Genomic DNA, 16569 nt, shown 5'->3' on the forward strand with positions numbered 1-16569 from the left:
GGGCGCTTATTTATTCTTGGTACGGCGGATTTCGGCGCGGACGCTCAGGCCCAGCGCATCGGCGACCAGCGCCGACTGCTCGGTCTGGTGGCGACTCATCAGCCCGGTGGCGGGCGACGCAGCCGCGGCGCGGCCGGCATAGCGCGGACGCATTCCCTTGTGCCCGGCGCTGGTCAGCGCCTCCTCGATGAACGACTCGACGAAGGACCAGCTGCCATTGTTGCGCGGCTCTTCCTGCGCCCACACCACTTCCTCGAGCTTCGGCAGGCGCTTCAGGCGCACGGCGAGCGGTTCGCCCGGGAAGGGGTAGAGCTGTTCGATGCGAATCACCGTCGTGTCGGTCTGGCCCGCGGCATCGCGCGCTTCGATCAGGTCGTAACCGACCTTGCCCGAACAGAGGATGACGCGTTTCACATCGCCATCGGCGGGCGGGGTGCGATCCGACATGATACGGCGGAAATGCGCGTCGCCGATGAAGTCCGAGCGCTGCGACACCGCCAGCTTGTGGCGGAGCAGCGACTTGGGCGTCATGATGATCAGCGGCTTGCGGAACGGGCGCAGCATCTGGCGACGCAGGACGTGGAAATAGTTCGACGGGGTCGAAATATTGCACACCTGGATATTGTCGCCCGCGCACAGCTGCAGGAAGCGTTCGAGGCGCGCCGAGCTATGCTCGGGACCCTGGCCTTCATAGCCATGCGGCAACAGCAGCACGAGTCCGTTGGCGCGCAGCCATTTGGCTTCGCCCGACGCGATGAACTGGTCGATCATGATCTGCGCGCCATTGGCGAAGTCGCCGAACTGCGCTTCCCAGAGCACGAGGCTCTTCGGATCCGCCATCGCATAGCCATATTCGAACCCGAGCACGCCATATTCGGAGAGCGGGCTGTCGAGCACCTCGAACCGGCCGTGCGGCACGGTGGTCAGCGGGACATATTTATTCTCGGTCTGCTGGTCGACCCAGACCGCGTGACGCTGGCTGAAGGTGCCGCGCCCCGAATCCTGCCCCGACAGGCGGACCTGATAGCCCTCGCTGAGCAGGGTGCCGAACGCGAGTTGCTCGGCGGTCGCCCAGTCGAACACTTCCTTGTCGCTCTTGTCGGCGAACATCGCGCCGCGCGCATCGATGACGCGACGCAGCGTCTTGTGGACATCGAGGTCGGCGGGGATCGTCGTCATGATCCGGCCGATCGAGTCGAACAATTTGTCGCTGACCCCGGTTGAGATGTTGCGGCGGGCGTTTTCGGGATCGGCGGGGGCGTGCAGCCCCGACCAGCGACCCGCGAACCAGTCGGCCTTGTTCGGCTTGTAGCTTTTCGCCGATTCGAAATCATCCTCGAGCCGCGCGACGAACTCAGCGCGGCGCGCGTCGGCCCAGCCGGCATCGATCACGCCCTCGCCCTCGAGCTTCGCGGCGCAAAGCTGCGACACCGGCGGATGCTGGCGGATGACGGCATACATCAGCGGCTGGGTGAACGAAGGCTCGTCGCCCTCGTTGTGGCCGAAGCGGCGATAGCACCACATGTCGATCACGACATCGCGCTTGAACTGCTGGCGGAAGTCGATCGCCAGCTTGCAGGCAAAGGTCACCGCCTCGGGATCGTCGCCGTTGACGTGCAGGATCGGCGCCATCACGCCCTTCGCGACATCCGACGGATAGGGCGACGAGCGCGCATATTGCGGGCTGGTCGTGAAGCCGATCTGGTTGTTGACGATGAAGTGGATGCAGCCACCGGTGTTGTAGCCGCGGATGCCCGAGAAGCCGAGGCATTCCCAGACGATCCCCTGCCCCGCGAACGCCGCGTCGCCGTGGATCAGCACGGGCAGGACCTGCTCATGCTTGCCAAGGTCGTCGCGCACGACCTGCTGCGCGCGCACCTTGCCGAGCACGACCGGATCGGCGGCTTCGAGGTGCGACGGGTTGGGAACCAGCGACATATGCACCGACGCGCCGCCGAATTCGCGGTCGGTCGAGGTGCCGAGGTGATATTTGACGTCGCCCGAACCGCCGACATCGTCGGGGTTGGCGCTGCCGCCCGAAAATTCGTGGAAGATCACCTTGTACGGCTTGGCCATGACGTTCGCGAGCATGTTGAGGCGCCCACGGTGCGCCATGCCGTAGACGATTTCCTTCACGCCATATTGGCCGCCATATTTGATGATGGCTTCCATCGCGGGGATCATCGATTCGCCGCCGTCGAGGCCGAAGCGCTTGGTGCCGACATATTTGCGCGCGAGGAATTTCTCCCATTCCTCGGCCTGGATCACCTTGTTCAGGATGGCGCGCTTGCCCTCGACCGAAAATTCGATGATCTTGTCGGCGCCTTCCATGCGTTCCTGCAGAAAGGCGCGTTCCTCGATGTCGGCGATGTGCATATATTCGAGACCGACATTGCCGCAATAATTGGCGCGCAGGATCGCCACAATCTCACGGATCGTCGCTTTTTCAAGGCCGAGCGCACCGCCGACGAAGATCGGCCGGTCCTGATCGGCGCCGACGAAACCATGATATTCGGGTGTCAGATCGGCGGGCAGCTCGCGCGTGCTGAGCCCCAACGGATCGAGGTTCGCGGCGAGATGCCCGCGCACGCGATAGGTGCGGATCAGCATCATCGCGCGGATCGAATCATTCGCCGCGCGTTCGACTTCGGCATTCGACAGGGGCGCACCGGCCTTGGCAGCGGCGGCCTTCACTGCGACCTGCATCTGCTGCGGATCGAGCGCGGCGGTCAGGTCGTCGCTGTCGATCGGCGGCCAGTTCTTCGGCGCCCAGCTGGGGCCCGCCTGCGGCTCGTCGATGTCAAAGCTCTGTCGTTCGAGGTTCATGATCTTTTCCATTCCCTTGCGAGAAATGGCTCCGGGGAGAAGGGTTGGTAAGGGGACGCCCGCCGGAACCGGTTCGTTCCGGCGGGCGCGCTACTCAGACGCGTTCTTTCAGCACTTCGACGAGCGTCGTGCCGAGTTCGGACGGGCTCGCCGAAACCGTAATCCCGGCGGCTTCCATCGCCGCGATCTTGCTTTCGGCGTCGCCCTTGCCGCCCGACACGATCGCACCGGCATGGCCCATGCGGCGGCCCGGAGGCGCGGTGCGGCCCGCGATGAAGCCCGCCATCGGCTTTTTGCGGCCGCGCTTGGCTTCGTCGATCAGGAACTGCGCCGCCTGCTCCTCGGCGTCGCCGCCGATTTCGCCGATCATGATGATCGACTTGGTCGCTTCGTCGGCGAGGAAGAGTTCGAGCACGTCGATGAAGTTGGTGCCGTTGACCGGATCGCCGCCGATGCCGACCGCGGTCGTCTGGCCAAGGCCGGCGTTGGTGGTCTGGAACACCGCTTCATAAGTCAGCGTGCCCGAGCGCGAGACGACGCCGACACTGCCCTTGGAAAAGATGCTGCCCGGCATGATGCCGATCTTGCATTCGCCCGGGGTCAGCACGCCGGGGCAGTTGGGGCCGATCAGGCGCGACTTCGAACCGCTGAGGGCGCGCTTTACCTTGACCATGTCGAGCACCGGAATGCCCTCGGTGATGCAGACGATCAGTTCCATCTCTGCGTCAATCGCCTCGAGGATCGAGTCGGCGGCGAACGGCGGCGGCACGTAAATGCAGCTCGCGGTGGCGCCGGTCGCGGCCTTGGCTTCCTCGACGGTGTTGAAGTTCGGCAGGCCGATGTGGGTCGTGCCGCCCTTGCCCGGCGTGACGCCGCCGACCATCTGGGTGCCGTACGTCAGCGCCTGTTCGGTGTGGAAAGTCCCCGTGGCACCGGTCATGCCTTGCGTGATGACCTTGGTATTCTTGTCGATGAGAATGGACATTGTTCAATTAACTCCGTGGGTTTGGCCACAGGGACGGCCAAGGGTGGTCAGGACGCCTTCTTTCTTTCGAGAAGGGCCAGGTGAATGCGATGCTCACTGCCACGCGACAGCGAACGGGCGAAAAGGATGCGCTCATGGGTCGGCGCCGACGCCGGGAGCAGCCAATACGGCTTGACCGTGTCGTTGGGCTTGCCGTCAGCGCCGAACATTTCGGCAGAATTGGCGGGTTTGCCGTACCGCGCTGTCAGCACCGGAAACAGCTCGACCGCCGGATAATGGGTCGCGGTCGATACGGTCAAAACGCACTGCGGATTGGGCGAAAAAAATACATCCTTCGCGACCCCGAGCGAATGATCCTCACCCTGCCAGCCGCCCAGATCGACCTCGCCCGACGTCATCGCCATCATGCTGGGCATATAGGCGTCGCCCCAGCCCGAACCGGCGATCACCGGATTGACCTTCAGCTTGTCGAAATCGGTCTTCGCGCACAGCGCGTCGAACCCGTCGACGATCTGCTGCGGGGTGCGGGCGCCGGGTTTCAGCGGCACGACAGGGGCGCCGTCGACCGCGAGGCCCGACAGGCCGCCGCCGGGATTGACCCACATGATATCGGGTGCGGCATGAACCGAAACCGACACACAAAGCCCGGCCGCCGCGGCCACGGCCGCGAGGGTTCGGATGACAGACATGTTCATATCCACTCCTTTCCTTCGCGACCCTCAGAAGTTGGCGCGCCCCTGCCGAGGCAGGGGAACAAGATCACGCCAGTGACGGATCCAGCGCCTTGCACGCGTCGAGCAGTTCCTTGACCGCATCGACCGAGACCTGCAGCCCCGCCTTGTCGTCGGCATCGAGTTCGATCTCGATGATCTTCTCGACGCCGCCGGCACCGATCTGCACCGGCACGCCGACATACAGGCCGTCGAGGCCGTACTGGCCGTCGACATAAGCGGCCGAAGGCAGGATGCGCTTCTGGTCGCCCAGATAGGCTTCGGCCATCGCGATGCCGCTCGCGGCCGGGGCGTAGAAGGCCGAACCGGTGCCGAGCAGCGCGACGATTTCGCCGCCGCCGCCGCGGGTGCGCTTGACGATCGCGTCAATCTTGTCCTGGCTCGACAGGCCCATCTTGACCAGATCGGGGACGGGGATGCCGTTGACCGTCGAATAGCGGACGACGGGGACCATCGTGTCGCCGTGGCCGCCGAGGACGAAGGTGTTCACATCCTTCACCGACACATCGAACTCGTCAGCGATGAAGTGGCTGAACCGCGCCGAATCGAGCACGCCGGCCATGCCGACGACCTTGTTGTGCGGCAGACCCGAAAATTCGCGCAGCGCCCACACCATCGCGTCGAGCGGGTTGGTGATGCAGATGACGAAAGCGTCGGGGGCGTTGGCCTTGATGCCCTCGCCGACGGCCTTCATGACCTTCAGGTTGATGCCGAGCAGGTCGTCGCGGCTCATGCCGGGCTTGCGGGCGACACCGGCGGTGACGATGATGACGTCGGCGCCGGCGATGTCGGCATAATCGTTCGTGCCGGTGATCTTCGCGTCAAAGCCCGCGATCGGGCCGACCTGCGACAGGTCGAGCGCCTTGCCCTGCGGCACGCCTTCGACGACGTCGAACAGGACGACGTCACCGAGTTCCTTCTGCGCCGCCAGCAACGCCAGCGTTCCGCCGATATTCCCGGCTCCGATCAAAGCGATTTTCTTGCGTCCCATGGCGCGCGGCACTCCCTTCGTGGCAAGCCCGGCAATGAAGCACAAAACCGGCTGGCACACGGGCCAAATCGCCGCGCCGGTCCCTAGACGGCGCCGCCCTACGCCGATTCCCTTAAGGAAACAACCGCGAAAAGCATGAAAATCAAAGATTAATTGCTAATAGTTCGCAATAGTGATAGAGGCCCATTCGCACCGGCCTCCGGCATCGATCGCCAACGCCAAGGCTACCACAGATTGATCTTGGCTTTGATCATCAGCCGACCCAGTGCGGGGTCGTCGTTGACGAAATCCTTGAGGAAATTATGCTCGACGCCGATCGAGCCCAAGGCGTCGATGCGATAGTTCAGCCCATAACCCGCCGACAGGCCCGCGCCGAATTTATCTGCGCCGGGGTTCATGTCGCCGAATGTCCCCATGCCCTCAGCATAGAGCGACGGCAGCCAGACGCGCTGGGGATCGAGCGACACCCCGACCCCGGCCCCGGCGATCTTGATCGGCCCGCCCAATTCGGTCTGGCCGACGCCATAGAGCCGCAATTTATGCCCCAGCATCGAATAAAATTGATGGCGATAGGATAGTTCGAACCCGAACGAGCCGACGCCCGCCACCTTCGGCGCCGTGGTCGCGGCGGTGGCGCTCGTCCCGATTTCCAGCGCATGGAGACGCATCCAGGCATCGAGCCCGTTGGGGCTTTCCCAGATCAGCCCAAAGCCGCCCCACGATCCCTGCCCCGCGGCGTCGAGCGTCTTGCGGACGAATTCGGTGCAGTTGAACTGGAACAGATTATATTTCGGCTTGGCCGCGCATATCCCCGAGGCGTAGCTTTTCGCCGCGGCGAACTGAGCCGCGGTGAGCTCATAGCTTTGCGACGCGGTGATATGGTCGTCGTGCGCGGTGTCGGGATGATGAACGCAGCCTTCGACGTCGGCAAAGGGCTGGCTGGCATCGAAACCGGTCTGCGGCCAGAACCCATAGGTCCAGTAATTGCCGGTGTCGTCCTGCAGCCGCAACCAGGCGTGCCCGACGTTGGAGGTGAAGGGGATCAGCAGGAACGGCCCCTCCTTGTCCGCCATGATCGTCAGCGTATATTTGCCGGTCTTGGTCGCGATGCCATCTTCCATCGTGCAGTCCGACGCGCATTGATCGGCGGTGACGCGGCGCACGACGCGGCGCGCCTCGCCGCCGCCTTGCAGGACATGCGCCAGTTCGTGCGCCATCAGCCGCCGCCCATCGCCGGTCCCCGGCCGATATTCGCCGCGGGCAAAGGCGACGTCGCTGCCCAGCGTGAAGGCGCGCGCCTGGATCGATTGCGATGCAGTGTCGGCGGCGGCCCCGTCATGGACGCGCACGCCCGACAGGTCGGCGCCGAAGCGCGGCTCGAAAAACGCCCGCTCCGATGCCGGGAGCGGCGCCCCCGACCCGAGCGAGGCGATCGCCGATTGCGCGGCCGGGGTCGCGGGCGCCGACCCCGTGGCCGAGCCGCCACTGGCCTCGCGCCGCACGACCGGCGCCGACGCCTCGCCGCGCGCCGGCGTCACCGCACGCATCACATGATCGGCGGCGGCATCGGCCTGTTGTTCGGCGGGGTCGTTCGCAGCGCCGATCGTCAGCGGTGCGTGCGACGGCACCCCCATAAGCGAAGCAAGCGGCGAGCGCGCGCCGCGCACCGGCGCCTGTTGCGGCGCGCCGGTGGCGGGCAGAACGCGGTTTTTGCGGCGGATCGCGCGTCGGTACATGGCAGTTCGCCTTCCAACCCCCCGGTCGGCGGCTTGTATCGGAATTCCCCCTTTTCGTCACCCCGATACAAGCCGGCCCGGCGAGAACCTAACCGCGTTACCGGCGCACCAATTGGACCAATCCGCCAAAAGCGGCATATCGGAGCCGCAATTTTGGCCGCGGCCAATTCTGCGCTATGCATCGGTGCCATAACGGCACGAGGCGAGCGACATGATACGATCTGGACTGACCATCACCGGCGCCGCGATCGCGCTGGCATGCGCGGCACCCGCCAACGCCAGCGAAAAGGGCTGGGACGATGCCGGGACCGTCGCGAAGAACGCGCTCGTCGTCGCGGCCTTTGGCGTCCCGGCGGTGCAGGGCGACTGGGAGGGCGTGCTGGAAGCGGGTGGCAGCATCGGCGGCACGATCCTGATCACCCAAGGGTTGAAGGAGGCCTTTCCGTCGCGCCGCCCCGACGGCAGCGACAACAAGAGCTTCCCCTCGGGCCACACCTCGACGAGCTTCGCCGCCGCGGCGACGCTGCACAACCGCTACGGCTGGGAAGCCGGCCTGCCCGCCTATCTGGTTGCGTCCTTCGTCGGCCTCAGCCGCGTCGAAGCAAAGAAGCACCGCGTCGGCGACGTGCTCGTCGGCGCCGCGATCGGCACCGCGACCGGGCATCTGATCACCACCAAGGCGAACGACAACATCCACATCTTCCCCTGGGCCGATACCAAGAGCGCCGGGGTCGATGTGACGCTGCGCTTCTGAGGTCCGCCGCAACCCCCGGTTAACCCTCCCTTATCCCACTGCCTGTTAGGCTCGCGGGGATGACGCGGGCTATCATCAGCTTCGACACCGAATTGTCGGCGGGCCTCTATCAACGGGGCGCGGATGCGCGTGCCAATTTCGAAAGCTCGATCCTCGGTCGTTGCCGCGACGGCGATTATGGCGTGCATTTCCAGATGGACATGCTCGAACGCCATGGCCTGACCGGGGTCTATTTCGTCGATCCGATGCCGGCGCTCGTCTATGGACCCGAAATTATCGACAGGATCGTCCAGCCGATCGTCGCGCGCGGGCACGAGGTTCAGCTTCACATCCACACCGAATGGCTCGAATTCGCGCGCTTCAACCCTATCGGGCGGCTCACCGGACGCAACATCGGCGACTTTCCTCTCGGCGCGCAGAAAAAGCTGATCGGCCTGGCTCGCGACATTCTCGTCGGCGCCGGCGCGCCCAAACCCACCGCCTTTCGCGCCGGCAATTTCGGCGCCAACGACGACACGCTGCGCGCCCTCGCGTCGCTCGGTTTCCGTTTCGACAGCAGCTTCAACGGGGCGTATCGCGATCATGGCTGCGCCATTTCGCTCGACCCAGGCAACCTCGCGGTCCGCGCGCATGAAGGCATATGCGAAGTCCCGGTCAGCGGGTTGATGGACCGCGTGGGCCGTTTCCGCCCCGCCCAACTTTGCGCGATGTCCGAGGAGGAAATGCGCGATGCGCTGGAGCATAGCGCGGCGAGCGGCGCGATCCAGTTCTCGGCCTTCAGCCACAGTTTCGAACTGCTGAGCCGCGACCGCGCGGTCCCCAACGGCCTCGCCATCGCGCGCATGGAGGCGCTGTGCCATGCCGTCGCCGAGGACAAGCGCGTCACCAGCGGCGGCTTCGCGACGCTGCCCGCGCCGCCCGCGCGGCCGCGGCCGATCGGCGTGCCGGCGGCCAAGCCGCTACGCACCCTGCGCCGTATCATCGAACAGGGCGTCGGCCATGTCGTCCACGAGGTCCGCTATGTCCGCGACCTGATTGCGGTGACAGTCAACTCCTCGCGCTGGGGCAAGGTGCTAGGCGGCGTCTTCCTGGCCGTGGCCTAAGGCCAGATAGTCGTCGGATTGCATTTCCGACAACCGGCTCGCGGTGCGTTCGAACTCGAACGCCCCGTCGCCCGACAGATAGAGCGCATCGGGCATCGCCGCCGCGCTCGCGAGCAATTTGACCTTATATTCGTAGAGCGCGTCGATCAGCGTCACGAAGCGCGCCGCCTCGTTGCGATTCTCCGGTCCCATGCGCGGGATGCCGACGATGATCACGGTGTGGAAATGCCGCGCCACCGCCAGATAGTCGGACGCGCCGCGCGCTTCGCTGCACAGGCGCTTGAACGAAAAGACCGCGACGCCCTTCAGTGCCTTGGGCACGTGCAGGATGCGCCCGCCGCCGAGGTCGAGGTCGAGCGTCGGCACATGCGCGCGATCCTCAGGCGGATAGTCGGTCAAACGGAAAAAGGCCGCCGACAGTGCCGCGCTCGCCGCCGCGTCGGCGGGCACGAACCAGCGCGCCCCGTCGCCGAGCCGGTCACGGCGGTAATCGGTCGGGCCGTTCAATCCCATCACGTCGAGTTTCTCGCCGACGAGCGCGATAAAGGGCAGGAAATGCTCGCGGTTGAGCCCGTCCTTGTAGAGATCGGTCGGCGGCCGGTTCGAGGTCGCGACCACCGTCACCCCGCGGTCGATCAAGGCGGTGAACAGGCGCGACAATATCATCGCATCGGCGCTGTTGTTCACCACCATCTCGTCGAAGGCGAGGCAGCGAACGTCGGCGACGAGCGCGTCGGCGACGAGCGGGATCGGATCGCCCGCCTCGCTTTTGCGCACCTCGCGCATCCGCGCATGGACGTCGATCATGAAGGCGTGGAAATGGACGCGCCGTTTACGCTGGATATTCAGCTGGTCGTAGAACAGGTCCATCAGCATCGACTTGCCGCGCCCGACCGCGCCCCACAGATAGACGCCGCGCGGCGCCTCGGGCTTGCGACCGGTGAGGCGCCAGAGCAGGCTGCCGCGCGGCGGCACCGCCTCGAGTTCGCTTTGCAGGCGGTCGAGCCGTTCGGCCCCGGCGCGCTGCTCGGGGTCGGGCCGCAACTCGCCGCCCGCGACCAGCGCATCATAGGCCGCGAGCACCCCCGTCGTCATTTGCTCGCCTTGCGGATCGTCCCCGCAAAGGTCAGCACGATGTGACTGTCGCCCTCGCCCTGGACCACGAGTCCGCGCAGGAAGATCAGCCGCCCGGTTTCGCGCACCAGTTCGACCACGGCGTCGAGCGGCTCGCCGAGCCGACCGGCGCCGACGAACTGCGTCGACAGGTCGAGCGTCACCGAATGGCCGGCGTTGAGCGACCCGAACTGGTGCGATGCCGCGAACAGCGCGATATCGACGAGCGCGAGCGTGACCGCACCATGGACATTGTCGCCGAGGTTGCTGTGCTTGCGCTCCGGGATCATCCGCACCCGCGCCTGCGGACGGCCGTCGGGCGTGTCCGGCTCGACACGCACCGATAGCGGTTCGATGAAGCTGTTGAAGCGGCTCGCGTCCTTGAGGTTCCAGCTCAGCCAGCCATCGCCCTCGTCCTCGGCGCTAAAGCTATAGCGGCGAGGTTCCTCTATCCCGTCGTTCACACCTGCCGCTCGGCCTCGAGCTTCTTGATCTCGGCGATCGCGCGTGCCGGGCTCAACCCCTTGGGGCAGGCGTTCGAGCAGTTCATGATCGTGTGGCAGCGATAGAGGCGGAAGGGATCTTCCAGCTCGTCGAGGCGCTCGCCGGTCATTTCGTCACGGCTGTCGGCGAGCCAGCGATACGCCTGGAGCAGGATCGCGGGGCCGAGGAACTTGTCGCTGTTCCACCAATAGCTCGGGCAGCTCGTCGAGCAGCAGGCGCACAGGATGCATTCGTACAGCCCGTCGAGCTTCTCGCGCTCGGCGGGCGACTGCAGCCGCTCCTTGCCGCTCGGCGTCGTCGTCTTGGTCTTCAGCCAGGGCTCGATCGAATTATATTGCGCATAGAAATGGGTGAAGTCGGGGACGAGGTCCTTGATCACTTCCATATGCGGCAGCGGGGTGATCTTGATATCGCCCTTCAGATCCTCGATCGCGGTGGTGCAGGCGAGGCCGTTCTTGCCGTTCATGTTCATCGAACAGCTGCCGCAAATGCCTTCGCGGCACGAACGGCGGAAGGTCAGCGTCGAGTCCTGCTCGCTCTTCATCTTGATCAGCGCGTCGAGCACCATCGGGCCGCACTTGTCGAGATCGATCTCGAAATTGTCGAAATGCGGGTTCTCGCCCTTGTCGGGGTCGTAGCGATAGACCTTGAATTTCCGGACTTTGGCCGCGCCTTCGGCTTTGTGGGTCTGGCCGCCCTTCTGGATGCGGCTGTTCTTCGGAAGGCGAAATTCGGCCATGTCGCTGGCTCCCCTGATGCAGTCGGGGTCGGACTAGACCCGATTAATCGCGACGACAAGGGGTGACGGACGCAAAAGCGAAACCCGCTGGCGGGGCCGCGCGCGAGCGGCTACTGGCGCCACGATGAGCGACGACACGCCCGCCCCCGCCGTTACCAGCCGCAGCGTCGCGAAGGGGCTCGGCACCACCGTGCTCGCGCGCCTCGGCGCGGTGGTCGAGATCGTCGCGCAGCCTCTTTATGTGCTGATGTTCGGGCTCGCGGGTTACGGCCTCTATGCGGTGCTGTGGGCGACGATCAACCTGCTCGAAAATCTCTTCGACCTCGGCATGACCAGCGCGATGCAGCGCACCGTACCGCAATCGGCGAGCGATGCCGACGCCGCCGCGGCCTTGCGTACCGCGATGCTGTTCGGGGTCGGGCCGTGCCTGATCGTCGCGGCACTGATCGCCGTCTTCGCCGCCGACCTCGCGCCCTTCCTCAACGTCGCGGCGAAGGACCGGCCGCTGGTCGTGCCCGCGATCCAGCTCTTCATCTGGGCGCTGCCGCTCTGGGCCTTCGTCGAGATCGCGACCAGCGCGATGCGCGCACGCATGGTATTCGGCGCCGAGATCCGGCTGCGCATCGTGTGGGAACAGATCATGCGACTGGTGTTCGCGGGCGCCTTCTTCGCCGGTGGCCTCGGCCTGAAAGGCCTGTTCATCGCGCATCTCTGCTCGCTTGGCATCACCGCGATCCTCTGCGTCCGCCTGCTGCGGCGCTATTACAACTTCGGCGAATTGCTGCACGGCGGACGCGGCGGCGAGACCGCGAAGAACACCTTCTGGGCCGGGCTTTCGATCCTGCCGTCGAACGTCATAGCGCGGCTGTTCGGCGACGCCCCGGCGCTGGTGCTCAACCTGATCCTGCCCGGCGCGGCGGGCGCCGCGGCCGCCGCGCTGTTCACCATCGCGCGCAAGCTGTCGAGCGTCGTCCAACTCGTCCGCATCGCCTTCGTTTATGTGATGGCGCCGCTGGCAGCCAGCGCCGAGCGCGAGGACCGCGCGCAGGTGACCGACATCTATGCCTATGCGACGCGGCTGATCATGGCGATCGCGCTCCCGCTCGCCGCCATCCTCGCCGCGGGCAGCGCGCCCCTGCTCAGCCTGTTCGGGCATGAGGCAAAGGTCGCGCAGGCCGCGCTGGTCATCCTGCTCTTCGCGCGCGCCGCCGAGGCGGTGCTCGGTATCTCGCTGCCGGTGCTCCAGGTCGTCGCAGCGTTCCGCCACCAACTCACCGCGGCCATCGTCGGGGTGATCGTCGCCGTCGGCGCGGGCTGGCTGATCGTCGGGCATATGGATGCGCTGACCGGCGTGACGCTCGCCATGTCGATCGGCCTCGTCGTGATGGGCGGCATCCCGATGCTCCAGCTCGCGATCAACGAAAAGCTCCATCCGTTCGACCACCAGTTCGCCGGCGTCGCGCTGCGCGGCATCGCGATCACCCTCGTCGCGGGCGCCGCCGCTTGGCTCGCCGGGCGCCTGCCCGACGCGATCGCGCTGCCGCTGATCGTGCTGCTCGCGGTCGCAGCGATCTGGCTGTCGCTGCGCTTCGCCCTGCCCCACGCCGACCGCGCCTCGCTCGGCAAGACGGCACGCAAGCTGCGCCTCGTCTGAAATATTCGGTCTTATTTTAGCCGCAAAAATCGCTAGAGGGGTGCCACCTTATTCTGACGCCGCGCGTGTGCGGCCAACAGGCGGATCCAAATGTACCAGCAAGAACTCGCCCGCAGCGGCAAGCGCCTCTTTTTCATTCGCGGCACCTATATCTACATCACCATCGCGATCTCGGTGCTGATCGCCTGGTGCAGCAAGGATTGGGGTCCGTTCCAGTCCGCGTTCGGCGACTGTGCCTGGTTCTGGCTGTCGCTCGGTATCGCCAGCGCCGGCGCGATCGTCCGCATCTTCACCAGCGGCTGGGCCGCGCTCGGCACCTCGGGCCGCGCCAAGGTCGCCGCCGAAGCCAGCGAACTCAACACCACCGGCCCCTACAGCCTCGTGCGCAACCCGCTCTATGTCGGCCGCATCCTCAATTTCACCGGCATCGCGATGCTGTCGGGAAGCTGGGTGTTCGGCGCGATCGTCTTCCTGCTTGGCATCCTGATCTACGAGCGCATCTCGATCTACGAAGAAGAATATCTGCGCGAGAAGTTCGGCGCCGCGCATGCCGAATGGGCGAAGGACGTCCCCGCGCTGCTCCCGCGCTTTCACGGCTGGATAAAGCCCAAATATCCCTTCTGGTGGAAGCGGATGATCTGGCGCGAACAGAATAAATTGTTCCTGCTCGCGACGACGGTCTTCCTGACCTGGTTCGCGCGCCTCGACTTCAACTTCGACGTGCTGACCGCTCAGCAGTGGACCTGGGTCTATGCCTTCGGCGCGCTCGTCGTCGTCCGCTTCATCATCGGCGGGCTCAAGATGATCGGCTTCTTCAAGGAACTGAGCTGATCAAATGGGGGGCGATCTCGCTCCCCTGATCGCAGTCGTCGGCAGCGACGGATCGGGCAAGTCGACCCTGTCGGCGGATTTGCTCGCGCATATCCAAAAGACGCGCGCGGCGGAGTCGGGCTATCTCGGGCTAGGCTCGGGCGAGCAGGGCCGCCGCATCGGGCGCTGGCCGATCATCGGCCCGCCGCTGCACCGCTTCCTCGACGGCATCGCCGACCGCTTGCGCGAACCCGGCGAACCGATCCCCGGCGCGCTCGCCGCGCGCTATGCGCTGAACAAGTCGAAGAAGCGCCGCGCCAAATTCGACGCGCTGCTCGACCAGCGCCGCGCGGGCAAGGTGATCGTCACCGACCGCTATCCGCAGCTTGAAGTCCCCGGCCTCCACGACGGCCCGATCCTCGCCGGCCGCGCCACCACGCCGCGCCTCGCCGCGATGCAGGCCGAGGAGCGCGCGCTTTATGCCGAGATGGCGGCGTACAAGCCGACCCTCGTCGTCCGCCTGCACGTCGATGTCGACACGGTGATGCTGCGCAAGCCCGACCACGACCGCGCGCTGATCACGCGCAAGGTCGAAACGGTGCCGCTGCTGACGTTCAATGGCGCGCCGATCGTCGATATCGACGCGACGATTCCTTATGACGAGGAACTGGCGGTTGCCATTGCGGCGGTGGATAGAGCTTTGGCCGAGGGCTGAAACTCCCCCATCGTCATTGCGAGGAGCGAAGCGACGCGGCAATCCAGAGTCCGCGTAAACCGCCCTAGATTGCTTCGCTTCGCTCGCAATGACGAGATGTTGGAACGTCAGGTCGTTTACACTCGCCCCGCCATGATCTTCTCGATCAGCTCGATATCGACCGGCTTGTCGGCATCGATGCACGCCTCGGGGTCGCTCATCGGCACCACCGTCGCCTTCAGCCCGAAGCGCAGCCCCGCACGCGCCACCCCCTGCTGGATCGTGAACAGCCGCAGCAGCGCGCCGATCAGCAACCACGGCCCGAACGCCGCGATGATCTTCAGCCCCTTTTTCCGGTCGCGCTCGATCCGTCCCCAGAAGTCGAGCAAGGGCAAGACCCGCCGCCCGCGCAGCCGGAACATGTTTGCCCCCGACCACCAGCCGCCGCGAAATTTCAGCCAGGTCCGCTGCGACTGCGGATAGCGCGCGAGCAGCACATCGCGCTCGACCATCGCCACCGCGACGTCGCTGCCCTCGGCGCCGCCTAAGAATTCGGCGACCATCGCGGGCGTCAGCAGCACATTGTCGGCAGTGGTCACCAGCAACGGATCGTCGCCCGGCGGCAGCGCGGCGGCGAGCGAACTGCTGATCCCCTGCCCCGAGTCCGAAAAATTGAGGTCGGCCAGCCCCGCCAGCCCCGGCTCGGCGGCGAGTTCGGCGCTGTTCTGCGCCAGGATGGTGATCGGCCCGACCAGCGGCGACGCGCGCAGCGCCCGCACGACATGCACCAGCATCGCCTGCCCCGCGATCGGCAGCAATGCCTTGGTCGACACGCCGGTGCCGCTGAGCAGCGGGTCGGGGCCGGGCCGGCTGCCCGCCATCACGATCGCCGGAATCTTGATGGTCATTGCGCCGCCGTCACCCGCCGCGCGGTCGCGCCGCGCAGGAAATCGGTCGCCTCGGCCAGGATCGGCCCCTTGTACGACAGCGGCCCGGTGAGCGCCATGACGAGGTCGTTGTGGCTGAGTCCGTCATAGGTCCGAAGCTCCACCGATCCGCCGACCTTCTCCATCGCCGCCGCCAGATGCTGGCTGTTGCGCACGCGCACGACGGTATCGGCAGTGCCATGGCCGAGCCACAGCGGCGGCGCATCGGCGCGCGCGAAGGCGATCGGCTGGGTGCGCTCGGCGGGACGGATGTCGCCCATCGCGACATCGGCGCGGCCACCCTCCTCGAAGGGGAGGAAGTCATAGGGTCCGGCGAGCGCCGCGACGCCGCGAATATGCGACGCGTCGCTGCCCGCCGCCTTCATCCATTGCGGGTCGAGCGCCAGCATCACCGCATTATAGGCGCCCGCCGAATGCCCCGACAGCGCGATCCGGCCCGCGTCGCCGCCATAATCGCCGATATGCTTCTCGGTCCACGCCACCGCCGCCGCACTGTCCTGCAGGAAGTCGGGCCAATGCCCCTCCGGCACGATCCGGTAATCGGGAATGACGACGATGAAGCCCTGCTTCGCGAACGCCCGCCCGGCAAAGCCATAATCGTCGCGCTGGCCGCTGTACCAGCCGCCGCCATAGAGCCAGACGATCACCGGCAGCCGGTCGCTCTTCTTCGTTCCCGTCGGCACCCAGATGTTGAGCTTGTTGCGCTCACCGCTGCCATAGGGCTGGCCCGCGACCTGCAAGGTCGCGCCATCACCGTCGCCGAGCAGCCGGTCGCCGAGGTTGAGCGACTTGGCGCCGCCGCCAACGATCAGCCGCGTGCCGCCGCCGAACAGCAGGATCAGCAGGCCCACCACTATCAGAATCTTGATCAAACGCCGCTGTCCCTTGACTGGCTCACCCGACATAGGCCCGCTCTCCACCAAGCCGCACGTCGGGCCGTCCCGCGCCCTACAAGGGCGGGCGTCGCCGAACAAGCGCCCAA

General features: G+C 65.9%; 15 protein-coding genes. 5 read left to right on the top strand and 10 right to left on the bottom strand.

What is annotated here, in order from left to right:
* Positions 1-6: 6 nt before the first annotated feature.
* From ASD67_RS03775 to ASD67_RS03795, 5 genes are all read right to left on the bottom strand, one after another.
* Positions 7-2826 (bottom strand): 2-oxoglutarate dehydrogenase E1 component, encoded by a 2820-nt coding sequence (locus ASD67_RS03775; protein ID WP_056346994.1) that lies wholly within the window; start codon positions 2824-2826, stop codon positions 7-9.
* Between the two features lie 94 nt (positions 2827-2920).
* Positions 2921-3811 (bottom strand): succinate--CoA ligase subunit alpha, encoded by an 891-nt coding sequence (gene sucD, locus ASD67_RS03780; RefSeq protein ID WP_056343622.1) that lies wholly within the window; start codon positions 3809-3811, stop codon positions 2921-2923.
* 47 nt (positions 3812-3858) lie between these two features.
* Entirely contained in the window at positions 3859-4506 is a 648-nt protein-coding gene (locus ASD67_RS03785) for a hypothetical protein (RefSeq protein ID WP_056343624.1), read from the bottom strand.
* Positions 4507-4570: 64 nt separating this feature from the next.
* Positions 4571-5533 (bottom strand): malate dehydrogenase, encoded by a 963-nt coding sequence (gene mdh / locus ASD67_RS03790; RefSeq protein WP_056343628.1) that lies wholly within the window; start codon positions 5531-5533, stop codon positions 4571-4573.
* 224 nt (positions 5534-5757) lie between these two features.
* Entirely contained in the window at positions 5758-7269 is a 1512-nt protein-coding gene (locus tag ASD67_RS03795) for an eCIS core domain-containing protein (RefSeq protein WP_056343632.1), read from the bottom strand.
* A gap of 211 nt (positions 7270-7480) precedes the next feature.
* Here ASD67_RS03795 and ASD67_RS03800 point away from each other — a divergent pair, with 211 nt between their 5' ends.
* Both ASD67_RS03800 and ASD67_RS03805 read left to right on the top strand, forming a co-directional pair.
* Complete coding sequence (locus ASD67_RS03800; protein WP_056343636.1) at positions 7481-8023, top strand: phosphatase PAP2 family protein; 543 nt, start codon at positions 7481-7483, stop codon at positions 8021-8023.
* A 59-nt stretch (positions 8024-8082) separates the two neighbouring features.
* Complete coding sequence (locus tag ASD67_RS03805) at positions 8083-9126, top strand: polysaccharide deacetylase family protein (protein ID WP_056343639.1); 1044 nt, start codon at positions 8083-8085, stop codon at positions 9124-9126.
* On the opposite strand, the gene zapE is transcribed toward ASD67_RS03805, so the two are convergent.
* From zapE to ASD67_RS03820, 3 genes are read right to left on the bottom strand one after another with little or no spacing between them, the layout of a single operon-like run.
* Positions 9097-10221, bottom strand: a complete 1125-nt coding sequence (gene zapE / locus ASD67_RS03810; RefSeq protein WP_056343642.1) for a cell division protein ZapE — start codon at positions 10219-10221, stop codon at positions 9097-9099. The two genes, ASD67_RS03805 and zapE, sit on opposite strands and share 30 nt — an antisense overlap.
* Positions 10218-10703 (bottom strand): PaaI family thioesterase, encoded by a 486-nt coding sequence (locus ASD67_RS03815; RefSeq protein WP_056343644.1) that lies wholly within the window; start codon positions 10701-10703, stop codon positions 10218-10220. The genes zapE and ASD67_RS03815 overlap by 4 nt, the downstream gene beginning before the upstream one ends.
* Positions 10700-11482, bottom strand: coding sequence for a succinate dehydrogenase iron-sulfur subunit (locus tag ASD67_RS03820; RefSeq protein ID WP_056343647.1), 783 nt, complete (start codon positions 11480-11482; stop codon positions 10700-10702). Before ASD67_RS03820 ends, ASD67_RS03815 begins: the two co-directional genes overlap by 4 nt.
* Before the next feature lie 124 nt (positions 11483-11606).
* Between ASD67_RS03820 and ASD67_RS03825 the strand changes: the two genes are divergently transcribed.
* The 3 genes from ASD67_RS03825 to ASD67_RS03835 all read left to right on the top strand — a co-directional run bounded on the left by ASD67_RS03825 (position 11607) and on the right by ASD67_RS03835 (position 14661).
* Entirely contained in the window at positions 11607-13136 is a 1530-nt protein-coding gene (locus ASD67_RS03825; RefSeq protein ID WP_056343650.1) for a lipopolysaccharide biosynthesis protein, read from the top strand.
* A 90-nt stretch (positions 13137-13226) separates the two neighbouring features.
* Positions 13227-13967 (top strand): methyltransferase family protein, encoded by a 741-nt coding sequence (locus ASD67_RS03830; protein WP_056343654.1) that lies wholly within the window; start codon positions 13227-13229, stop codon positions 13965-13967.
* 4 nt (positions 13968-13971) lie between these two features.
* Positions 13972-14661, top strand: a complete 690-nt coding sequence (locus ASD67_RS03835; protein WP_056343655.1) for a hypothetical protein — start codon at positions 13972-13974, stop codon at positions 14659-14661.
* A 116-nt stretch (positions 14662-14777) separates the two neighbouring features.
* Here ASD67_RS03835 and ASD67_RS03840 read toward each other — a convergent pair whose 3' ends face one another.
* Both ASD67_RS03840 and ASD67_RS03845 read right to left on the bottom strand, forming a co-directional pair.
* On the bottom strand, positions 14778-15548 hold the full coding sequence (locus tag ASD67_RS03840; protein ID WP_056343658.1) for a nucleotidyltransferase family protein: 771 nt from the start codon (positions 15546-15548) through the stop codon (positions 14778-14780).
* Entirely contained in the window at positions 15545-16459 is a 915-nt protein-coding gene (locus ASD67_RS03845; protein WP_056343661.1) for an alpha/beta hydrolase, read from the bottom strand. Before ASD67_RS03845 ends, ASD67_RS03840 begins: the two co-directional genes overlap by 4 nt.
* Positions 16460-16569: the final 110 nt, after the last annotated feature.

Source organism: Sphingopyxis sp. Root1497 (assembly GCF_001427085.1).
Classification (GTDB): Bacteria; Pseudomonadota; Alphaproteobacteria; order Sphingomonadales; family Sphingomonadaceae; genus Sphingopyxis.